General features: G+C 59.6%; 17 protein-coding genes. 12 read left to right on the top strand and 5 right to left on the bottom strand.

Annotation, left to right across the window (positions count from 1 at the left end):
- Positions 1-5: 5 nt before the first annotated feature.
- Entirely contained in the window at positions 6-914 is a 909-nt protein-coding gene (rsmI, locus tag E6W33_RS01755; protein ID WP_136413623.1) for a 16S rRNA (cytidine(1402)-2'-O)-methyltransferase, read from the bottom strand.
- An 11-nt stretch (positions 915-925) separates the two neighbouring features.
- Here rsmI and E6W33_RS01750 point away from each other — a divergent pair, with 11 nt between their 5' ends.
- The 8 genes from E6W33_RS01750 to E6W33_RS01715 all read left to right on the top strand — a co-directional run bounded on the left by E6W33_RS01750 (position 926) and on the right by E6W33_RS01715 (position 7,655).
- Positions 926-2,155 carry a penicillin-binding protein activator gene (locus E6W33_RS01750; protein ID WP_136413621.1) on the top strand — a complete coding sequence of 410 codons (1,230 nt, stop codon included), beginning with the start codon at positions 926-928 and terminating at the stop codon, positions 2,153-2,155.
- On the top strand, positions 2,155-2,529 hold the full coding sequence (locus E6W33_RS01745) for a YraN family protein (protein ID WP_136413619.1): 375 nt from the start codon (positions 2,155-2,157) through the stop codon (positions 2,527-2,529). The genes E6W33_RS01750 and E6W33_RS01745 overlap by 1 nt, the downstream gene beginning before the upstream one ends.
- Before the next feature lie 126 nt (positions 2,530-2,655).
- Positions 2,656-3,252, top strand: a complete 597-nt coding sequence (locus tag E6W33_RS01740) for a phosphoheptose isomerase (protein ID WP_136413617.1) — start codon at positions 2,656-2,658, stop codon at positions 3,250-3,252.
- Positions 3,245-3,886, top strand: a complete 642-nt coding sequence (locus tag E6W33_RS01735; protein ID WP_136413615.1) for a BON domain-containing protein — start codon at positions 3,245-3,247, stop codon at positions 3,884-3,886. The genes E6W33_RS01740 and E6W33_RS01735 overlap by 8 nt, the downstream gene beginning before the upstream one ends.
- Before the next feature lie 87 nt (positions 3,887-3,973).
- Positions 3,974-4,564: a LemA family protein gene (locus E6W33_RS01730; RefSeq protein WP_136413613.1), complete on the top strand. Its 591-nt coding sequence runs from the start codon at positions 3,974-3,976 to the stop codon at positions 4,562-4,564.
- Between the two features lie 136 nt (positions 4,565-4,700).
- Positions 4,701-6,626 (top strand): M48 family metallopeptidase, encoded by a 1,926-nt coding sequence (locus tag E6W33_RS01725; protein ID WP_136413611.1) that lies wholly within the window; start codon positions 4,701-4,703, stop codon positions 6,624-6,626.
- Positions 6,623-7,054, top strand: a complete 432-nt coding sequence (locus E6W33_RS01720) for a DsrE family protein (protein WP_136413609.1) — start codon at positions 6,623-6,625, stop codon at positions 7,052-7,054. The genes E6W33_RS01725 and E6W33_RS01720 overlap by 4 nt, the downstream gene beginning before the upstream one ends.
- A 73-nt stretch (positions 7,055-7,127) precedes the next feature.
- Complete coding sequence (locus E6W33_RS01715) at positions 7,128-7,655, top strand: TlpA disulfide reductase family protein (RefSeq protein WP_136413607.1); 528 nt, start codon at positions 7,128-7,130, stop codon at positions 7,653-7,655.
- A gap of 75 nt (positions 7,656-7,730) precedes the next feature.
- Here E6W33_RS01715 and E6W33_RS01710 read toward each other — a convergent pair whose 3' ends face one another.
- The 4 genes from E6W33_RS01710 to E6W33_RS01695 all read right to left on the bottom strand — a co-directional run bounded on the left by E6W33_RS01710 (position 7,731) and on the right by E6W33_RS01695 (position 11,341).
- A complete protein-coding gene (locus E6W33_RS01710; RefSeq protein ID WP_136413605.1) occupies positions 7,731-8,375 on the bottom strand; it encodes a phosphatase PAP2 family protein in 645 nt (214 codons plus the stop codon).
- A 387-nt stretch (positions 8,376-8,762) separates the two neighbouring features.
- The gene (gene lipA / locus E6W33_RS01705) at positions 8,763-9,737 is read right to left on the bottom strand and encodes a lipoyl synthase (RefSeq protein ID WP_136413603.1); all 975 of its coding nucleotides are present in this window, start codon (positions 9,735-9,737) and stop codon (positions 8,763-8,765) included.
- 48 nt (positions 9,738-9,785) lie between these two features.
- A complete protein-coding gene (gene lipB, locus E6W33_RS01700; protein ID WP_136413601.1) occupies positions 9,786-10,424 on the bottom strand; it encodes a lipoyl(octanoyl) transferase LipB in 639 nt (212 codons plus the stop codon).
- Positions 10,425-10,492: 68 nt separating this feature from the next.
- On the bottom strand, positions 10,493-11,341 hold the full coding sequence (locus tag E6W33_RS01695) for a helix-turn-helix transcriptional regulator (RefSeq protein WP_136413599.1): 849 nt from the start codon (positions 11,339-11,341) through the stop codon (positions 10,493-10,495).
- 280 nt (positions 11,342-11,621) lie between these two features.
- Here E6W33_RS01695 and E6W33_RS01690 point away from each other — a divergent pair, with 280 nt between their 5' ends.
- From E6W33_RS01690 to E6W33_RS01675, 4 genes are all read left to right on the top strand, one after another.
- Entirely contained in the window at positions 11,622-12,182 is a 561-nt protein-coding gene (locus E6W33_RS01690; RefSeq protein ID WP_136413597.1) for an Rrf2 family transcriptional regulator, read from the top strand.
- A 49-nt stretch (positions 12,183-12,231) separates the two neighbouring features.
- On the top strand, positions 12,232-13,377 hold the full coding sequence (locus tag E6W33_RS01685; RefSeq protein ID WP_136413595.1) for a branched-chain amino acid ABC transporter substrate-binding protein: 1,146 nt from the start codon (positions 12,232-12,234) through the stop codon (positions 13,375-13,377).
- A 227-nt stretch (positions 13,378-13,604) separates the two neighbouring features.
- Positions 13,605-14,321 carry an aspartate/glutamate racemase family protein gene (locus E6W33_RS01680; RefSeq protein ID WP_136413593.1) on the top strand — a complete coding sequence of 239 codons (717 nt, stop codon included), beginning with the start codon at positions 13,605-13,607 and terminating at the stop codon, positions 14,319-14,321.
- A 16-nt stretch (positions 14,322-14,337) separates the two neighbouring features.
- On the top strand, positions 14,338-15,351 hold the full coding sequence (locus E6W33_RS01675) for a type I asparaginase (protein WP_136413591.1): 1,014 nt from the start codon (positions 14,338-14,340) through the stop codon (positions 15,349-15,351).
- Position 15,352: the final 1 nt, after the last annotated feature.

Below are 15,352 nucleotides of genomic sequence, written 5' to 3'. Positions count from 1 at the left end.
TCGTGTCAGGTCGGCGTCTTCAGACGCAGTGCCCGTTCGTATAGCGCATTCTTTTTCTGCCCGGTGATTTGCGCCGCCAGCGCTGCCGCCTGCTTGACCGGACATTCGGCCAGCAGGATCGAGAGTACGCGATCGGCTTCGGCTTCGTCGTGATCGCTCTCCACGGCAGCGCCCTCCAGCAGAACCACGTACTCGCCTTTTTGCCGGTTCGCGTCCGCCGCCAGCCAGGCGCGCGCTTCGGACAGGGGGCAGCGGTGGACTTCCTCGAACAGCTTGGTGAGTTCGCGTGCGAACACGATTTGTCGCGTCGGCTCGAATGCGTTCGCAAGAGCGTCGACGGTCTCGGTAATCCTGTGCGGGGCTTCGTACACAACCAGTGTGGCAGTGACCTTGGTCAGGGTTGCGAGCAGGCTTTCACGCTGTTTTGCCCTGGCCGGCAGAAATCCGACGAAATAGAACCGGTCGTTCACCAGGCCGCTGGCGGACAGCGCGGTGACAGCAGCCGATGCGCCCGGCAGCGGCATGACGCGCAGGCCGGCATGCCGCACCGCGTCGACGATGCGCGCACCCGGGTCCGAAATGGCCGGGGTGCCGGCGTCCGAAACCAGTGCGATGCGCTGTCCGGACTGCAATCTCGCGATCAATTTCTCGGCCACCTCGCGCTCATTGTGTTCATGCGCCGGAATCAACTCCTTCGACAGGCCGTAACGCGCCAGCAGATGAGTCGTGTTGCGGGTGTCCTCGCAAGCGACGGCATCGGCCATGGCAAGCACATTGATGGCACGCAACGTGATATCGCCCGCGTTTCCGATCGGTGTTGCCACCACATATAATGTGGACAAAGGAAAGACTTGTTGCGACACCTCCTGCATCAGCGACAGCAGGGATGGAGCGTATGAAATGGGCGATGTCATGGGGAGATGTGATGTTCGGTCGGCTCGCGAAAGCGGCATTGCTTGGTAGTTTGCTCATCGGATTGTGCCTGCCTGCACGGGCAATTACAACCACGCCGGAAACGGACGCCGAGGCGAGCGAAGCTGTCTCGGTGACACCGGCTGCGTTTATTCCCTCTGACGCCATTCGGCTGGCCGACGACTCCGCGATTCCAAGGAAACAGCTAAGCATCGCTTTGCTGCTGCCCACCCGATCCGAAGCGCTTCGTGCTGCCGCCGAGGCGGTGCGGGCCGGATTCCAGGCCGCCTACGAGCATGAATACGACACGATTGCCATCAATATCATCGAGACCGGCGATGCACCGCAGGACATTCTTGCCGGATACCGAACCGCGAACGCTCAATCCGACATCATCGTCGGGCCGCTCTCGCGCTCCGGTGTGGCGGCGATCGTGCAGGCTGGCGTCATCGACAAGCCGACCGTGGCGCTCACTCCACCCGACAATGCCGGCACCTCGGACAGCGCCTCGCCGCCTGCCGGATTGCCGCCGCACTTGCTCGTGATGGGGTTATCGATCGAGGACGAAGCCCGGCAAGTGGCGAATTGGGCGAGCAGGGAACATCCGCATGCCAAGGCGCTGGTGATCTTCACCAAAACCGCCTGGCAACGGCGTGCGGGCAAGGCATTCGAGCTGCAATGGCAGCAACAAGGGCTGGAAGCCGAGATGATCGAATTGCCGTCCAATGACGGTTTCCTGAATGGCCGGATACTGTTGCAACTGAAGAAGCAGATGCAAAACGACACGCCCATGGTGCTGTTCCTTGCCCTGGATGCCGTGCAGGCAAGGCAGGTGCGATCCCTCATGGGCAAGCATGTCGTGCAGTACGGCACCTCGCAGCTCAATCCATTCGTTCCGTCAGCGACGGTCAGCGACGATCGCATGAACGAGCTGGACGGCACGCGCTTGCTTGATATTCCGTGGCAACTGCAGCCGGATCATCCGGCAGTGATGATTTATCCTCGGCTCGTCGTCGAAGCGGACCGCAAGCCGGATGCCGACCTCGAACGCCTGTATGCGCTTGGCATTGACGCCTATCGTGTCGCGCGCGAGATCGCCGCGCAGCATACGCATTTCGAGTTGGATGGCGTCACCGGCAAGCTGTCGGTCCGCATCGACAAGGAAGGCGCGCATTTCGCGCGCAGCGCGCAACAGGCGATCTACCGGGACGGCGGCGTCATGCCGACCGAGGATGTGCGCTGATGGGTGTGTTCGATGCACTCAAGGCCCGGCGCACTGTCAAACAGATCAGCGGCGATGCGGCCGAGGACCGCGCGCTGCAATTCCTGCAGCAACGCGGATTGACTCTGCAGGAGCGAAATTTCCGGTGCAAGGGCGGCGAAATCGATCTCATCATGCATGACCGCGATGCGCTGGTTTTCGTCGAAGTCAGAAAACGCACCGATGCGCGCTTTGGCGGCGCGGCCGCGAGCGTTACCGCGCGCAAGCAGGCAAGGCTGATCATCGCCGCACAAATTTTTCTTCAGGGATACAAAATGCCCCCTGCCTGCCGTTTCGATGTCATCGCAATCGACGGAGAGCAAATCGATTGGTTGAAGAATGCGATTGATGCATGAGCCGCGCGCTGATCCGTTCCAGTTAAATCACTTTCTTTTTTATTCCGGCAAATTATTTCCATCCGGTCTCGAAACCGCCTGCATGCCGGGCCCTTTCTTCCCCGACTGCACTATAATCGCGACATTATGACGAACCAACGCATCCAGGCGCACTTCCAAGAAAGTGCCGAACTGAAACTCAAAGCTGCCTCCCTTCTTGCCCATCCAATTTCTCAAGCCGTGGAACTTATGTTTACGGCATTGTCTAACGGAAATAAGATCCTTGCCTGCGGGAATGGTGGTTCAGCTGCCGATTGTCAACATTTCGCTGCCGAACTGGTCGGCCGCTTCGAACGTGAGCGTCTGCCATTGCCAGCGATGGCGCTGACGACCGATACCTCGATACTGACTGCAGTCGGCAACGACTACAGCTTCCAGGACGTGTTCAGCAAGCAGGTGCAAGCCTTCGGCCAATCCGGCGACGTGCTGCTGGCGCTGTCGACTTCGGGCAATTCGGCCAATGTGCTCGCCGCCGTCGATGCTGCACTGGAACGGGATATGCGCATCGTCGCCTTGACCGGGAAGGGTGGCGGGGCGATCGGCAAACGCATCACCGATGCCGACGTGCACATCTGCGTGCCCCATGACCGGACAGCAAGGATCCAGGAAGTACATTTATTGACAATTCATTGTTTGTGCGACGGTATCGACGTCGCCTTGTTCGGGGAGGAAGCGAATGACTAAATGGACGCGCGTAACACGTCCGCTGGCTACCATGCTGTTGTGTGGTGCCGTAATTACCAGCTTGCAGGGTTGTATCGAAATGGCGGTGGGTACTGCCGTGGTCGGCACGCTGGCCGCCACTGACCGCCGCACTTTCGGCGCGCAGACGGAAGACAAGGCGATCCTGGTCAAGGGCGAGGCGCGCGCGGCAAACGCGGTCGGTGACGCCGGGCATGTCAACGTCGCCAGCTTCAACCGCAAAGTGTTGCTGACCGGCGAAGTGCGCGACGAGGCCATGAAAGCCGCCGTTGAGCGCGAGGTGGGTTCCATCGAAGGCGTGCAATCGATCGTCAACGAGTTGGAAGTGGGCGGCGTGTCGAGCTTTACCTCGCGCTCCAATGACTCGCTGATCACCGGCAAGGTCAAGGCATCCTTCGTCGACGCCAAGGATATTTACGCGAATTCCATCAAGGTCGTTACCGAACGCGGCACCGTGTACCTGATGGGACGCGTGACCCAGCGCGAAGGACGAATCGCGGCCGACGTTGCGCGGGGCGTCAGCGGCGTGCACAAGGTCGTGAAGGTGTTTGACTACATTTCGGAAGACGATCTCAGGCAAATGTCCCAGTCGTCGGAAGAGCAAAACAGAAAATGACGGCGGGATAGGTAGTCGCCTGATCCTGAAATGCTATAGTAAGCCGCACATCGTTTCGATTTGCGGCTTTTTTCTTTGGGGGAATCCATGGTCGGAATCATCATCCTGCTAGGGCTTGCATTACTGCTCTTGTTCTGGGCAGTCGGCGCATACAACCGGCTGGTGAATTTGCGCAACCAGTTCAAGAATGCCTTTGCCCAGATCGATGTCCAGTTGAAGCGGCGCTACGATCTCATCCCCAATCTGGTGGAAACCGCCAAAGGCTACATGAAGCACGAGCGCGAAACACTGGAAGCGGTGATTGCCGCGCGCAACCTGGCCGTAACAGCCAACGCCAAGGCGGCGACCAATCCAACCGATGCCGGCGCGATGCACAACATGGCAACGGCCGAAAACGCCTTGTCTGCCTCGCTCGGGAAAATGTTCGCGCTGTCCGAAGCCTACCCTGAGCTGAAGGCCAACCAGAACATGATGCAGCTGACGGAAGAGCTGACCAGCACCGAAAACCGCATTGCGTTCGCGCGCCAGGCATTCAACGACAGTGTCATGCAGTACAACACCTCGCGTGAACAGTTCCCGGGCTCGATCATCGCCGGGATGTTCGCCTTCCCGGCGGCGGAGTTGCTCGAGTCCACCGAGTCGCCCGAGGAGCGCAAGGCAGTGAAGGTTTCTTTCTGAGCCATGCGCACTGCGCATCGGTTCTCGCCTTCTCTGACGCAATGGGAAGGCCGGGTGGAGGGGGGCGGACAATCATGACGCGTTGCGCAAGCACTCTGCCTTCCTCCTTCTGCAAGGGGAACTCATGGCGCCGCCCATGAATTTCTTCGAACAACAAGACCACGCCCGTCGCCAGACCAGGACGCTCATCATCCTGTTCACGCTGGCGGTCATCGCGATCGTCGCCGCCGTCAATATCGCGATGGCGCTGGTGTGGAGCTGGACGCAGACAGGATATGTGCCCGGAATGCGCGCCTATCCCAAAGGTTTCTTTGCCACCAACACCGCGATCACGCTGGCGTTGATCGCAGGCGGAACGCTGATCGAGATGTTCAACCTGCGCGACGGCGGCGACGCGGTCGCAAAAATGGCGGGCGGCCGCCTGGTTGCTCCGTCGTCGACCGATGTGCAGGAACGCAGGCTGCTCAACGTCGTGGAGGAAATGGCGCTGGCGTCCGGCATCGCTTGCCCCAAGGTCTACGTGATGGATCGTGAGGACGCGATCAATGCGTTTGCCGCCGGCTATAACCAGGACGAGGCGGTCGTCACGGTCACGCGCGGCGCGCTCACCCGGCTGACGCGCGACGAGCTGCAAGGCGTGATCGGCCATGAATTCAGTCATATCCTCAACGGCGACATGCGACTGAACATCCGGCTGATCGGATTGTTGTTCGGTATCCAGATGATCGCCGGATTCGGCCAGCATCTGATGGATTTCGGCTCCAGCATGTGGGGCGCGCGCAATCGCGACGACAAGGGGCCATCGGGCCGCGCAATCCTGTTCGTCACGGGACTGGCACTGCTTGCCATCGGTTACATCGGCATATTCTTTGGCCGCCTGATCAAGGCGGCGGTGTCGCGCCAGCGGGAATTCCTGGCCGACGCAAGCGCAGTCCAGTTCACGCGCAATCCGGATGGCATCGGCGGCGCACTGCGCAAGATTGGCGGATTGTCGCGCAGCATGCAACTCGGCTCGCGCATCCAACATCCGAATGCCGAGCAACTGTCGCATCTTTTTCTTGGCGCGCCCAGAACGAGTCTGACGAGCGGCCTGTTTTCGACCCATCCTCCGATTCAGGAACGCCTGCGCCGCATTTACGGCCGCAGCGTGGATGTGCTCGATGCGCCGGAGTTGCCAGGCGATGTCGCATCGCCGGATGCAAGGCTGGCGGATATTCCTTATGCCGCCACCGGTTTTGCAGAAGCAGAGCGGCCCTCGCATTGGGTCGCATTCGGCAGCGAAGAGTACGAAGCACGAACGTTGCCGCCGGAAATCGATAGCGCGGTGCGCGAGCCGCATGCGGCATGCGCGATGGTCTATGCGTTGTTGCTGGGTGAGGCCGAGCGCGACACACAACTTGGCATACTCGAAAAAGAAGCGCCGCAGCAAGCATCGCTCGTGCCTTTTCTGGCTGAGGCAATCGGTCGTCTGCCGAAAAGTGCGCGCTTGCCATTGCTCGACCTGGCAATGCCTGCGCTGAAGCAACTACCGGATTCGGCAAAGGACGCATTGCTCGCCACTGCGGACAGATTGATCGCGGCCGACAACAAGCTTACGCTGGCGGAATTCGTCTTGCAGACGGTGTTGACCCGGCGCCTGGATCCGCACGCGGGACGCGCAACCCCCGTGCGCTACGCCCGCCTGGAGATGCTGAAAGAGGATTGCAAGGTCTTGTTGTCGCTGATTGCGCATGTGGCAGCACCGGGTGCCGGTGTGCCGGCATCCGCGCTTTTTGCCAATGGCGCGAAGCGCTGCGAGGAACTGGCATTGTCGGCAAGCGACCTGAAACCTGTCGCTGCGCTCGATTACGCGCAGGTGAAGATTGCGCTGGATCATGCGCATCAGCTTGCGCCGCTGGCCAAGCCGGCGCTGATCAAGGCCTTGCTTGCCGCCGTCGGCGACAGCGATCCGATGCCGCTTGCGACAGCCGATTTGCTGCGGGCGATTTGCGCCGCGCTGGAGGCGCCTGTCCCACCAGCGGTGGCAGCAACCTACACGAACTATCATTGGGATCAGGGATGAAACGCACATTGCTCAAGCTGCTTTTTGCCGGATTGGCAGCGTTGATGGTCGGCGCAAGTGCATCCGCGGCCGAGCGCATCAAGGTCGTGTATCACTTGGTGGAAGGCATCGATCAGGCCGCACGCGCCATGGCAAACATTCGCAACCACTTGCGAGCGGAACCCGACACGCAGATCGTGGTGGTCGCTCATGGCGAAGGCATCCGGTTTCTGCTGAAAGGTGCGCAGGATCGCAACAACCGGCCCTTTGATAGTGCGATCAGCGAGCTTGCCGCTCAAGGTGTCGACTTCCGTGTCTGCCATAACACCTTGACCGCGCACCGGATTCCGGAGTCGCAATTGGTTCCGGAGGCGAAGCTGGTGCCGTCCGGCGTCGCCGAAGTGGCCCGTCTGCAGGCAAGGGAGGGCTTCGTCTATTTGCGTCCCTGACATGCTGGCCCGTAGCGCGTCCATGGCGGGACTATAATGAGTTTATTGGCATACACGATATTGGCAGAACCTCATGCAGTCCGATACTACTGTTTCCCCACGTCCTCGCTCCTGGACAAAGTTGCTGGGCGCAGCGCTTGTGATAACGCTTGCCGCAGTCGGTTATTTCTCTCTCTCCACGGAAAATTCGGCACCGGACGTTACCTTTTCCAGCGTGAATGGTGAAAAGATTCCCTTGCGCAGCCTGCGCGGAAAAGTGGTCATGGTGAATTTCTGGGCCACCAGTTGCACGACCTGCGTGAAAGAGATGCCGGAGATGGTGCGCACCTATAACGCGTTCAAGGACAAGGGACTGGATTTTGTCGCCGTGGCGATGAGTTATGACCCGCCCAACTATGTGCTCAATTATGCGCAGACCCGTCAGCTTCCCTTCAAGGTCGCGCTGGATACGCAAGGCGACATCGCGAAATCATTTAACGATGTGAAATTGACACCGACCACGTATGTGATCGACAAGAAGGGCAACATCATCAAGCGCTATGTCGGCGAACCGGACTTCGCCGCTTTGCACCAGTTGCTTGAAGAAGCATTGGCCGCCTGATCTTGTGCAAGCATCAAACAAAAAGCGCCGTCATGGCGCTTTTTGTTTTTATCCGGGATAGCTTGAAGCGGTCGGTCACAGCGCCGCTGGGGGGCGGCCACGCGGGCGGCTGATCCGCCATCCTTCTCGCGGGAACGGCTGATCATGGCCGGAAAAATACAAAGTGATATTGGTCAGCCATTGCTGAGTCGGCGCCGGATGCACGTAGGGCGCCGGCAGCAGGGCAAGCAGGCTGAAGGCGATACGCAGGGGATTGAACACCGGTCTTTGCAGCGACTTGCTCGCCACCCAGATGAAGCCGAGGCTGACGGCGCTTCCGAGCAACCATCCTGCCGTGATTTCAGACACTGAGTGCGCGTGCACCGCAATGCGTGATATGCCGACGACCACGCCGCAAGCCAAGCCAAGCAAGATGCCGAAGGTTCTCACTATCGCAGGCATACGTTGCAGCATCAGGTAGAACAGGACTGGCATCACTGCCGACGCGCGCATCGCATGGCCGCTGAACCCGGCGAAGTCCAGCGACCGGATGCCGATGCCCCAGCCGATGAAGGCCATTTTTGTGGCAATCACCACGCCCAGTCCGGCAGCAAACAAGATACCCCACCACAGTGCCAGGCGCCTTTCATTCTCGGCGAGGAGCCAGGCTGCGATCGCCAATGCGGCGAACGTCGTGATGGTGACGTCTCCGAATTTTGTAACTTCCGACCATGCAATCATAAGTGTTGGTATGGCAAGCGTGTCAGGCATAAGTTCATGTGGATTTGTAACGATGTACGCGGGACAACATGCCAGCGTGCAATCCTGTTGGAGTGCCGTTCGCCGGGGTTCGTCGGCGGGACTTCAGCGGTTTTCCTGCGCATCGCGTCGCATGCGCCAAAGGGGATGGTCGGCTTGGGAGGTGGTCAGAGAAAGGAGGCGTGTTGCACATCGCAGCGTATGCCCGGTTGCGAAACGGTGGCGCAAACGAAGTGGGCGGTCGCCCACGCCGTCATTGTCGGCGAAGCGGCGATCCGCTCCTTTACTTTTATCAAAATCGCAGGCCTGCGCGGACAAAGCCTTGTTCTGCCTCAGTTCGCAAGCAGGGCCGGCCTTGTCGCGGATGTATCAGATGACGCCGGCTCCATGCGCCTGCTGGTCGGCATGATAGGAGCTGCGCACCATGGCACCGACTGCCGCGTGCGCGAAGCCCATTTTGTAGGCTTCAGCTTCAAACATCTTGAACGTGTCGGGATGCACGTAGCGACGAACCGGCAAATGATCGCCCGAGGGCATCAGATATTGGCCGATCGTCAGCATGGTGACGCCGTGGTCGCGCAGGTCACGCATGACTTGCAGGATTTCTTCATCGGTTTCGCCGAGGCCGACCATCAGGCCGGACTTGGTCGGAATTTCCGGGCGCAGCTCCTTGAAGCTCTTGAGCAGATTCAGGGAGAAATGATAATCGGCGCCAGGACGCGCTTCCTTGTACAGGCGAGGCACGGTTTCCAGGTTGTGATTCATCACGTCGGGCGGCGTTTCCTTGAGGATCTCGAGAGCGCGCTCCATGCGGCCGCGGAAATCCGGCGTCAGGATCTCGATGCGGGTTTTCGGCGACATTGCGCGTACATGGCGGATGCAGTCGGCGAAGTGGCCGGCACCACCATCACGCAGATCGTCGCGGTCGACGGAAGTGATCACCACATAGCTCAGGCGCATGGCGCCGATGGCTTTCGCCAGCTTCTCGGGTTCGGTTGGATCGAGCGGATCTGGGCGGCCGTGGCCTACGTCGCAGAATGGGCAGCGGCGCGTGCATTTGTCGCCCATGATCATGAAGGTTGCGGTGCCCTTGCCGAAGCATTCGCCGATGTTCGGGCAGCTCGCTTCCTCGCACACTGTGACCAGCTTGTTTTCGCGCAGAATGCCCTTGATTTCATTGAAGCGCGTCGAAGGCGATCCGGCTTTCACGCGGATCCAGTCGGGCTTGGGCAGCTTTTCGGCGGGGACGATCTTGATCGGGATGCGCGCGGTTTTGCCGGCGCCTTTCTGCTTCTCGCTCGGATTGTAGGCGGGAGAAGGCTGCGGGTCTTTTTCGGTGGTCATGGACAGGTCGTTTCCTCGTCCGTCGCTTCGACGGGACGAAAGGCGCAATCACGCCGTTAATAAATCGATCAGGTTGTGAGCCAGTGCCGATTGCACGTCACCCAACGGCGCTTCCACGCCGACGGTTTTCATGTCCACGGTGGCCAGTCCTTCATAACCGCAGGGATTGATCCAGGAGAATGGGGCCAGGTCCATCGAGACATTCAGCGACACGCCGTGATAGGTGCAGCCGCTGCCGCGCACTTTCAGGCCGAGCGCAGCGATTTTTGCACCTTTCCAGTCGCCGCCTGACATGTAAATGCCGGGCGCGCCGGGCTTGCGCTCACCGTCCAGATTATACGCCCGCAAGGTGTTTATGACCGACTGTTCAATTTTATTCACGAATTCGCGCGCATACAGGCGCGCACCGGGTTTGCGGCGCAAATCCATTAGCAAATAGACCACCACCTGCCCCGGACCGTGATAGGTCACTTCGCCGCCGCGATCGGTCTGGACCACCGGGATGCCGTGCGCGTCGAGGACATGCGATGGATCGGCGCCCAGGCCAAGAGTGAAAACCGGCGGATGTTCGACGATCCAGAATTCGTCGGGGGTGTCGGGCGTGCGTGCATCGGTAAATGCGCGCATCGCGGCGAACGTGATGTCGTACGATTCGCTTCCGCGATGGATGATGGTGGGAGTCAGCATGCTTGCAAGTGTACCGAAAGCGCTTCCGTTTGTACGTCCCCCGCGGTTGCCTTCCGCGGTGCGACGAATTACAGCGGAATCGTATAGAAGTGGTGCTGATCCTTGTGCGGCGAGTTGTCGATCACCTTCAGGATGGTCGGGTCGATTTCCCCGCGCTTCGGATCGAACAGGCCGCACAGGCGCATCGCCTTGCGGATATCGATGCTCTTGCCGAGGAACTCAAACACGACGCGCGCGCAAGCAATCGAGCGCTGATTGCTGGACGACACGCCGAGCATCAGGCCGGACAGGCGGGCAACCTTGTTCTTGTAGGTCGGAAACAGGATCGTTTGCGCGATCTCGTTGCCCGTCAGCGACTCGTAGTCAGTCAGGAAGATGCGGTCGTTCAGGTAAAAGGTGCAGCCCATGTATTTGCATTTGTATGTCTGGTCAAGGTTGGCATGCTGCGGAAAGCGCTCCAGCCGCTCGTGATAGATCGCGCCGTCGTGCATGAAGATATGCACCAGTCCGCGCAGCACCTTGCCGGGCGCACTCATCGAGTAATAGTACTCGTAGTAGTAACCGAGATATTTGTCGAACTTGCCGGTTGATTGATGCTGCAGGCGAAGGATGTGATCAGTGTAGGCGGCGCGCTCGGTACGTTGCTTCGGGCGCACCTGCACGATCTGGTGGAAGTGTTCGCGCGGCAGATAGATTTCCGACGGTTCCACGCCAAAGAAATCACAAATTCGTTCCAGCGTGTGGCTGGACGGCTTGCTGGTGCCGTTCAGGTAGCGATTGAATTGAGCGCGATTGAGATTGAGCTTGCGGCAGACGTCGGCCACCGACCGGTAATAGCTGCAGAGCATGCGCAGGTTGGCGCAGAATTCGCGCTGCGCGGCGTGGATTGCCTTGGTATTTTCTGTCAGTGCGGTCATCAGATCCTCTTTTTTCTCGACGGCAACACGATGATGCTAGATGCCGCCATTTTAGCATCAAGTAGCATCAAGTCGCGCCAATTAGCGAAATGGCATTTGTCAAGCTTTATCCCTAAAGTTGCGTTCCACGTTGTCATCGCTTTAATCCACGGGGCGGTGCTTCAAGCAGGGACAAATAACAAAAACAAGAACATCGCTACCAGGCAGTGACTGCAGGCGGCGCAATCGGTCAGAAACCGGTTGTCGCCAAGCGCAGCAAGACCTCAAAAAGGAGACATCGATGGTGACTGTTGAAGACTGCATCCTCGGCAATAGTGCATTGCACGACCGTTTTTTTGCCACAACCGAAATCCTTGCCAAACTCGTTTCCAGTGCGCCGCGTGCCGTCAGCGTCGCTCAGCTGGAAGACGCCACCGGCCGCCCTGCCAAGGAACTGGCAAAACTGTGCAACAGCCTGTCGCGTGCCAACCTCCTGAAACACGATCCGTCCGCTTCCGACAAATGGCTGCTGACATGCGATCCCGGCACGGTCACGCTGGAGGACGTATTCCGCTGCGTGCTGGCGGACCAGCACAGCCGATCAAGGTCGGCAAGCAAGAGCGTACCGGAGCGCGTGCCCAGCGACGTCGATCTTCTGGTGATGCAGGCGATGATCGCGATCAACCAAAGCGTGTTCAAGCATCTGCGTCAGTTTTCTCTCGACCGCCTGAAAATCAGCGCGGCCGGCATGTTTCCCTCCCGCTCTCGCCAGCTCGGCGATTCCTGCCTGAACGACAGCTTCGATCTGGCGATGTCGGGCCGCGACGCAAGTTATGTTTCGTCTGTGCGGATTCCAGCCTAGGCGAGCTTTTTGCAGTACCTTTCTTTGTTTTTTCATTAGGAGACAATCCATGCAGTTCAAGACAAAAATGATTCCGTTGGCTGGCGCGATTGCATTTGCCTTTGCAGGTGCGGCATCGGCACAGGAACTGGTTGTCAAGATCGGCCACGTCGGCCCGATCTCCGGCGCCATCGCCCACCTCGGCAAGGACAATGAAAACGGCGCGCGCATGGCCATCGACGAGCTCAACGCCAAGGGCGTGACCATCGGCGGCAAGAAGGCCAAGTTCGAACTGCTGGCAGAAGACGACGCTGCCGATCCGAAGCAGGGTACTGCAGCAGCGCAGAAGCTGGTCGATGCCAAGGTCAACGGCGTGATCGGCCACCTCAACTCCGGCACCACGATCCCGGCCTCCAAGATCTACCACGATGCCGGCATCCCGCAGATCTCCCCGTCCGCAACCAACCCGAAATACACGCAGCAAGGCTTCAAGACGGCCTTCCGCGTGGTCGCCAACGACGGCCAGCTGGGCGGTACATTGGGTCGCTATGCAGCCGATCAGCTCAAGGCGAAAAAGGTCGCTGTGATCGACGACCGCACCGCTTATGGTCAAGGCGTGGCGCAGGAATTCATGAAGGGTGCAAAGGCCAAGGGCGTGCAGGTTGTGGCCCAGCAGTACACCAACGACAAGGCAACTGACTTCAACGCCATCCTGACTTCCATCAAATCCAAGAATCCTGACGTCGTCTTCTTCGGTGGCATGGACGCGGTGGCCGGCCCGATGCTGCGCCAGATGAAGGCACTGGGCATCAATGCCAAGTTCATGGGCGGCGACGGCATCTGCTCCGAAGGTCTGGCACAACTGGCCGGTGACGCACTGGGCGATGGCCAGGTGGTGTGCGCCGAAGCAGGCGGTGTGGAAGAAGCACAGAAGAAGGGCATGGAAGATTTCCGCGCCGCGTACAAGCAGAAGTTCGGCACCGACGTGCAGATCTATGCACCGTACGTCTATGACTCCGTGATGGTGATGGTCGAAGCCATGAAAAAGGCCGGCTCGGCCGAACCGGCGAAGTACCTGCCGGAGCTGGCGAAGATCAAGTACAAGGGCGTGACCGGCAATATCGCATTTGACTCCAAGGGCGATATCAAGGACGGCACCCTGACGCTGTACACCTACAAGGGTGGCAAGCGTACGCAACTGGCCGTCGTCAAGTAATACTGGCCGAATCAGCAGCAACTAGTAGTCTCCATCGAAGCGGTTGGCCTTGCGGCCAACCGCCTTTTTAACGCCACGCTCCTGCATTCACTGTCTGAAGATTTTCCGATTCGCCGATACAACACAGGAAGACCCCGCATCCAATCGTCGTGACGACGCGGCGATCTGCTGGCACACTACCTGTTCGTCACCGCTGAAAACAACGTCGCCCGGTTAAGGATTCGGCCATGCAAACCATCTCCACCGCACGAAAGAAGATCGGCATCATCACCGGTTCCGGACCGGAAGCGGGCCTCGACCTGTGGGGCAAGGTATTGCGCGCCAGCCGGAAGCAGCAGGGCGACCGTTTCCGCGGCGATCTCGATGCACCGAACGTGACGATTTTTTCCGAACCGGCGCTCGGCTTGTCGATGGAGCTGGAGGCGAATGACAGCGCGGTCTGGAAATGCCTGAAAGACGCGGCGCAAGCGATGGCGCAGCGCGTCGATTACTATGCGATCGCCTGCAATACCCTGAACTACTATCAACCGCAACTGGAGGCGCTGCAGCTGTCGGCGACACTGATTTCATTTGCCGACGTCGCGCTGGAATACCTGCAGGCCAATCGTATCGAACGCATTGCCTTGCTCGGTGCGCGCCCGGTCACCGATCTCGGCCCGTGGTCCCATTACCGCAAACTGGCTGAACATGTCGATATCGAACTTCCGAGCGCAGCGGTTGCGCAGCGCTTGCATCAGCTGATCTACGACGTGAAAACCGTCGGCGGCCAGGTTGCCGGCATTCGCGAACGTTTCAGCGAAATCCTGAACGCACTTGAGTCCGACCTTGTTCTTCTCGCATGCACCGAATTGCCCTTGATACCGCTGGAGCCCGGCACCAAACCCGCAGTTGACGTGACCGACCTCGTCGCGCACAAGCTGGCAAGGCTGGCGAATACCTATTGAGAATGTCGAAAAAAAGATGAGCAGAAAACACATCGGCCTGATCTATACCGGCGGCACGGTCGGCATGCGGCAAACGGCGCAGGGTTATGCCCCGATGCCGGATTTTGCTTCGGCCCTGGCCGGCTTGCTGGATGGGCACGACAACAATCTGCCGCGCTATACCTTGCACGAATACGATACCCCGATCGACAGCTCCAACGCGACCCCCGAGGATTGGCAAAGAATCGGGCGCGATATCGCCGCGCGCTACGATGATCACGATGGGTTCGTCATTCTGCACGGCACCGATACCATGGCCTATACGGCGGCAGCGCTGTCCTTCATGCTGCAGGGCCTGCGCAAGCCGGTGATCATGACCGGCTCGCAGATTCCATTGAGCGCGCCGCAGTCCGATGCGCCGCAAAACCTGATCGCCGCATTGCAGGTGGCGGCATCCGATGCCGTCAATGAAGTTGCCATCTATTTCAACCGGCGCCTGCTGCGGGGCAACCGTGCCACCAAGGTGAGCATCGCCTCGCTCGATGCTTTCGACAGCCCCAACTATCCCTGGCTGGCGGAAGCGGGAAGCGATATGCGCTTCAACGCGCAGGCGCTGCTTGCACGCGCCGCCAAGGAACGATTCGAGCTGCCGGCATACACACAACATCTTGTGCTGCCGATACGGTTCGTGCCGGGACTGCCGGTGCGCGTCGTGCAGGCGATGCTTGACCTGAAGCCGGCGGCAGTGGTGTTGCAGTGCTACGGCGCCGGCAACATACCTGACCGCGATCCTGCGCTGCTGGAAATGCTGAAACAAGCGAATGCTGGCGGTGTGGTGCTTGTCGCCTGCAGCCAGTCGCCGCAGGGGAAAGTGTCGATCGGCACCTACGCCGCTGGCGCGGGCATGACGGCGGCGGGCGTGGTCGGCGCGAGTGACATGACGTTCGAGGCCATTTTCGCCAAGCTGCATCACCTGTTTGCGCTCGGCTTGAGTCCGGATGTGGTGCGCAAGGAATTCCTGCGCAATCTGAGCGGTGAGCTGACGGAGTGAG

It is taken from the genome of Herbaspirillum sp. ST 5-3 (genome assembly GCF_004804275.1).
Lineage (GTDB): Bacteria > Pseudomonadota > Gammaproteobacteria > Burkholderiales > Burkholderiaceae_D > Noviherbaspirillum.
This window is presented reverse-complemented; position numbering and strand designations above follow the sequence as displayed.

Excerpts from the sequence above, each read along its gene's own strand:
- rsmI (WP_136413623.1), bottom strand. The coding sequence starts at position 914 with ATGACATCGCCCATTTCATACGCTCCATCCCTGCTGTCGCTGATGCAG.
- E6W33_RS01750 (WP_136413621.1), top strand. The coding sequence starts at position 926 with ATGTTCGGTCGGCTCGCGAAAGCGGCATTGCTTGGTAGTTTGCTCATC.
- E6W33_RS01745 (WP_136413619.1), top strand. The coding sequence starts at position 2,155 with ATGGGTGTGTTCGATGCACTCAAGGCCCGGCGCACTGTCAAACAGATC.
- E6W33_RS01740 (WP_136413617.1), top strand. The coding sequence starts at position 2,656 with ATGACGAACCAACGCATCCAGGCGCACTTCCAAGAAAGTGCCGAACTG.
- E6W33_RS01735 (WP_136413615.1), top strand. The coding sequence starts at position 3,245 with ATGACTAAATGGACGCGCGTAACACGTCCGCTGGCTACCATGCTGTTG.
- E6W33_RS01730 (WP_136413613.1), top strand. The coding sequence starts at position 3,974 with ATGGTCGGAATCATCATCCTGCTAGGGCTTGCATTACTGCTCTTGTTC.
- E6W33_RS01725 (WP_136413611.1), top strand. The coding sequence starts at position 4,701 with ATGAATTTCTTCGAACAACAAGACCACGCCCGTCGCCAGACCAGGACG.
- E6W33_RS01720 (WP_136413609.1), top strand. The coding sequence starts at position 6,623 with ATGAAACGCACATTGCTCAAGCTGCTTTTTGCCGGATTGGCAGCGTTG.
- E6W33_RS01715 (WP_136413607.1), top strand. The coding sequence starts at position 7,128 with ATGCAGTCCGATACTACTGTTTCCCCACGTCCTCGCTCCTGGACAAAG.
- E6W33_RS01710 (WP_136413605.1), bottom strand. The coding sequence starts at position 8,375 with ATGATTGCATGGTCGGAAGTTACAAAATTCGGAGACGTCACCATCACG.
- lipA (WP_136413603.1), bottom strand. The coding sequence starts at position 9,737 with ATGACCACCGAAAAAGACCCGCAGCCTTCTCCCGCCTACAATCCGAGC.
- lipB (WP_136413601.1), bottom strand. The coding sequence starts at position 10,424 with ATGCTGACTCCCACCATCATCCATCGCGGAAGCGAATCGTACGACATC.
- E6W33_RS01695 (WP_136413599.1), bottom strand. The coding sequence starts at position 11,341 with ATGACCGCACTGACAGAAAATACCAAGGCAATCCACGCCGCGCAGCGC.
- E6W33_RS01690 (WP_136413597.1), top strand. The coding sequence starts at position 11,622 with ATGGTGACTGTTGAAGACTGCATCCTCGGCAATAGTGCATTGCACGAC.
- E6W33_RS01685 (WP_136413595.1), top strand. The coding sequence starts at position 12,232 with ATGCAGTTCAAGACAAAAATGATTCCGTTGGCTGGCGCGATTGCATTT.
- E6W33_RS01680 (WP_136413593.1), top strand. The coding sequence starts at position 13,605 with ATGCAAACCATCTCCACCGCACGAAAGAAGATCGGCATCATCACCGGT.
- E6W33_RS01675 (WP_136413591.1), top strand. The coding sequence starts at position 14,338 with ATGAGCAGAAAACACATCGGCCTGATCTATACCGGCGGCACGGTCGGC.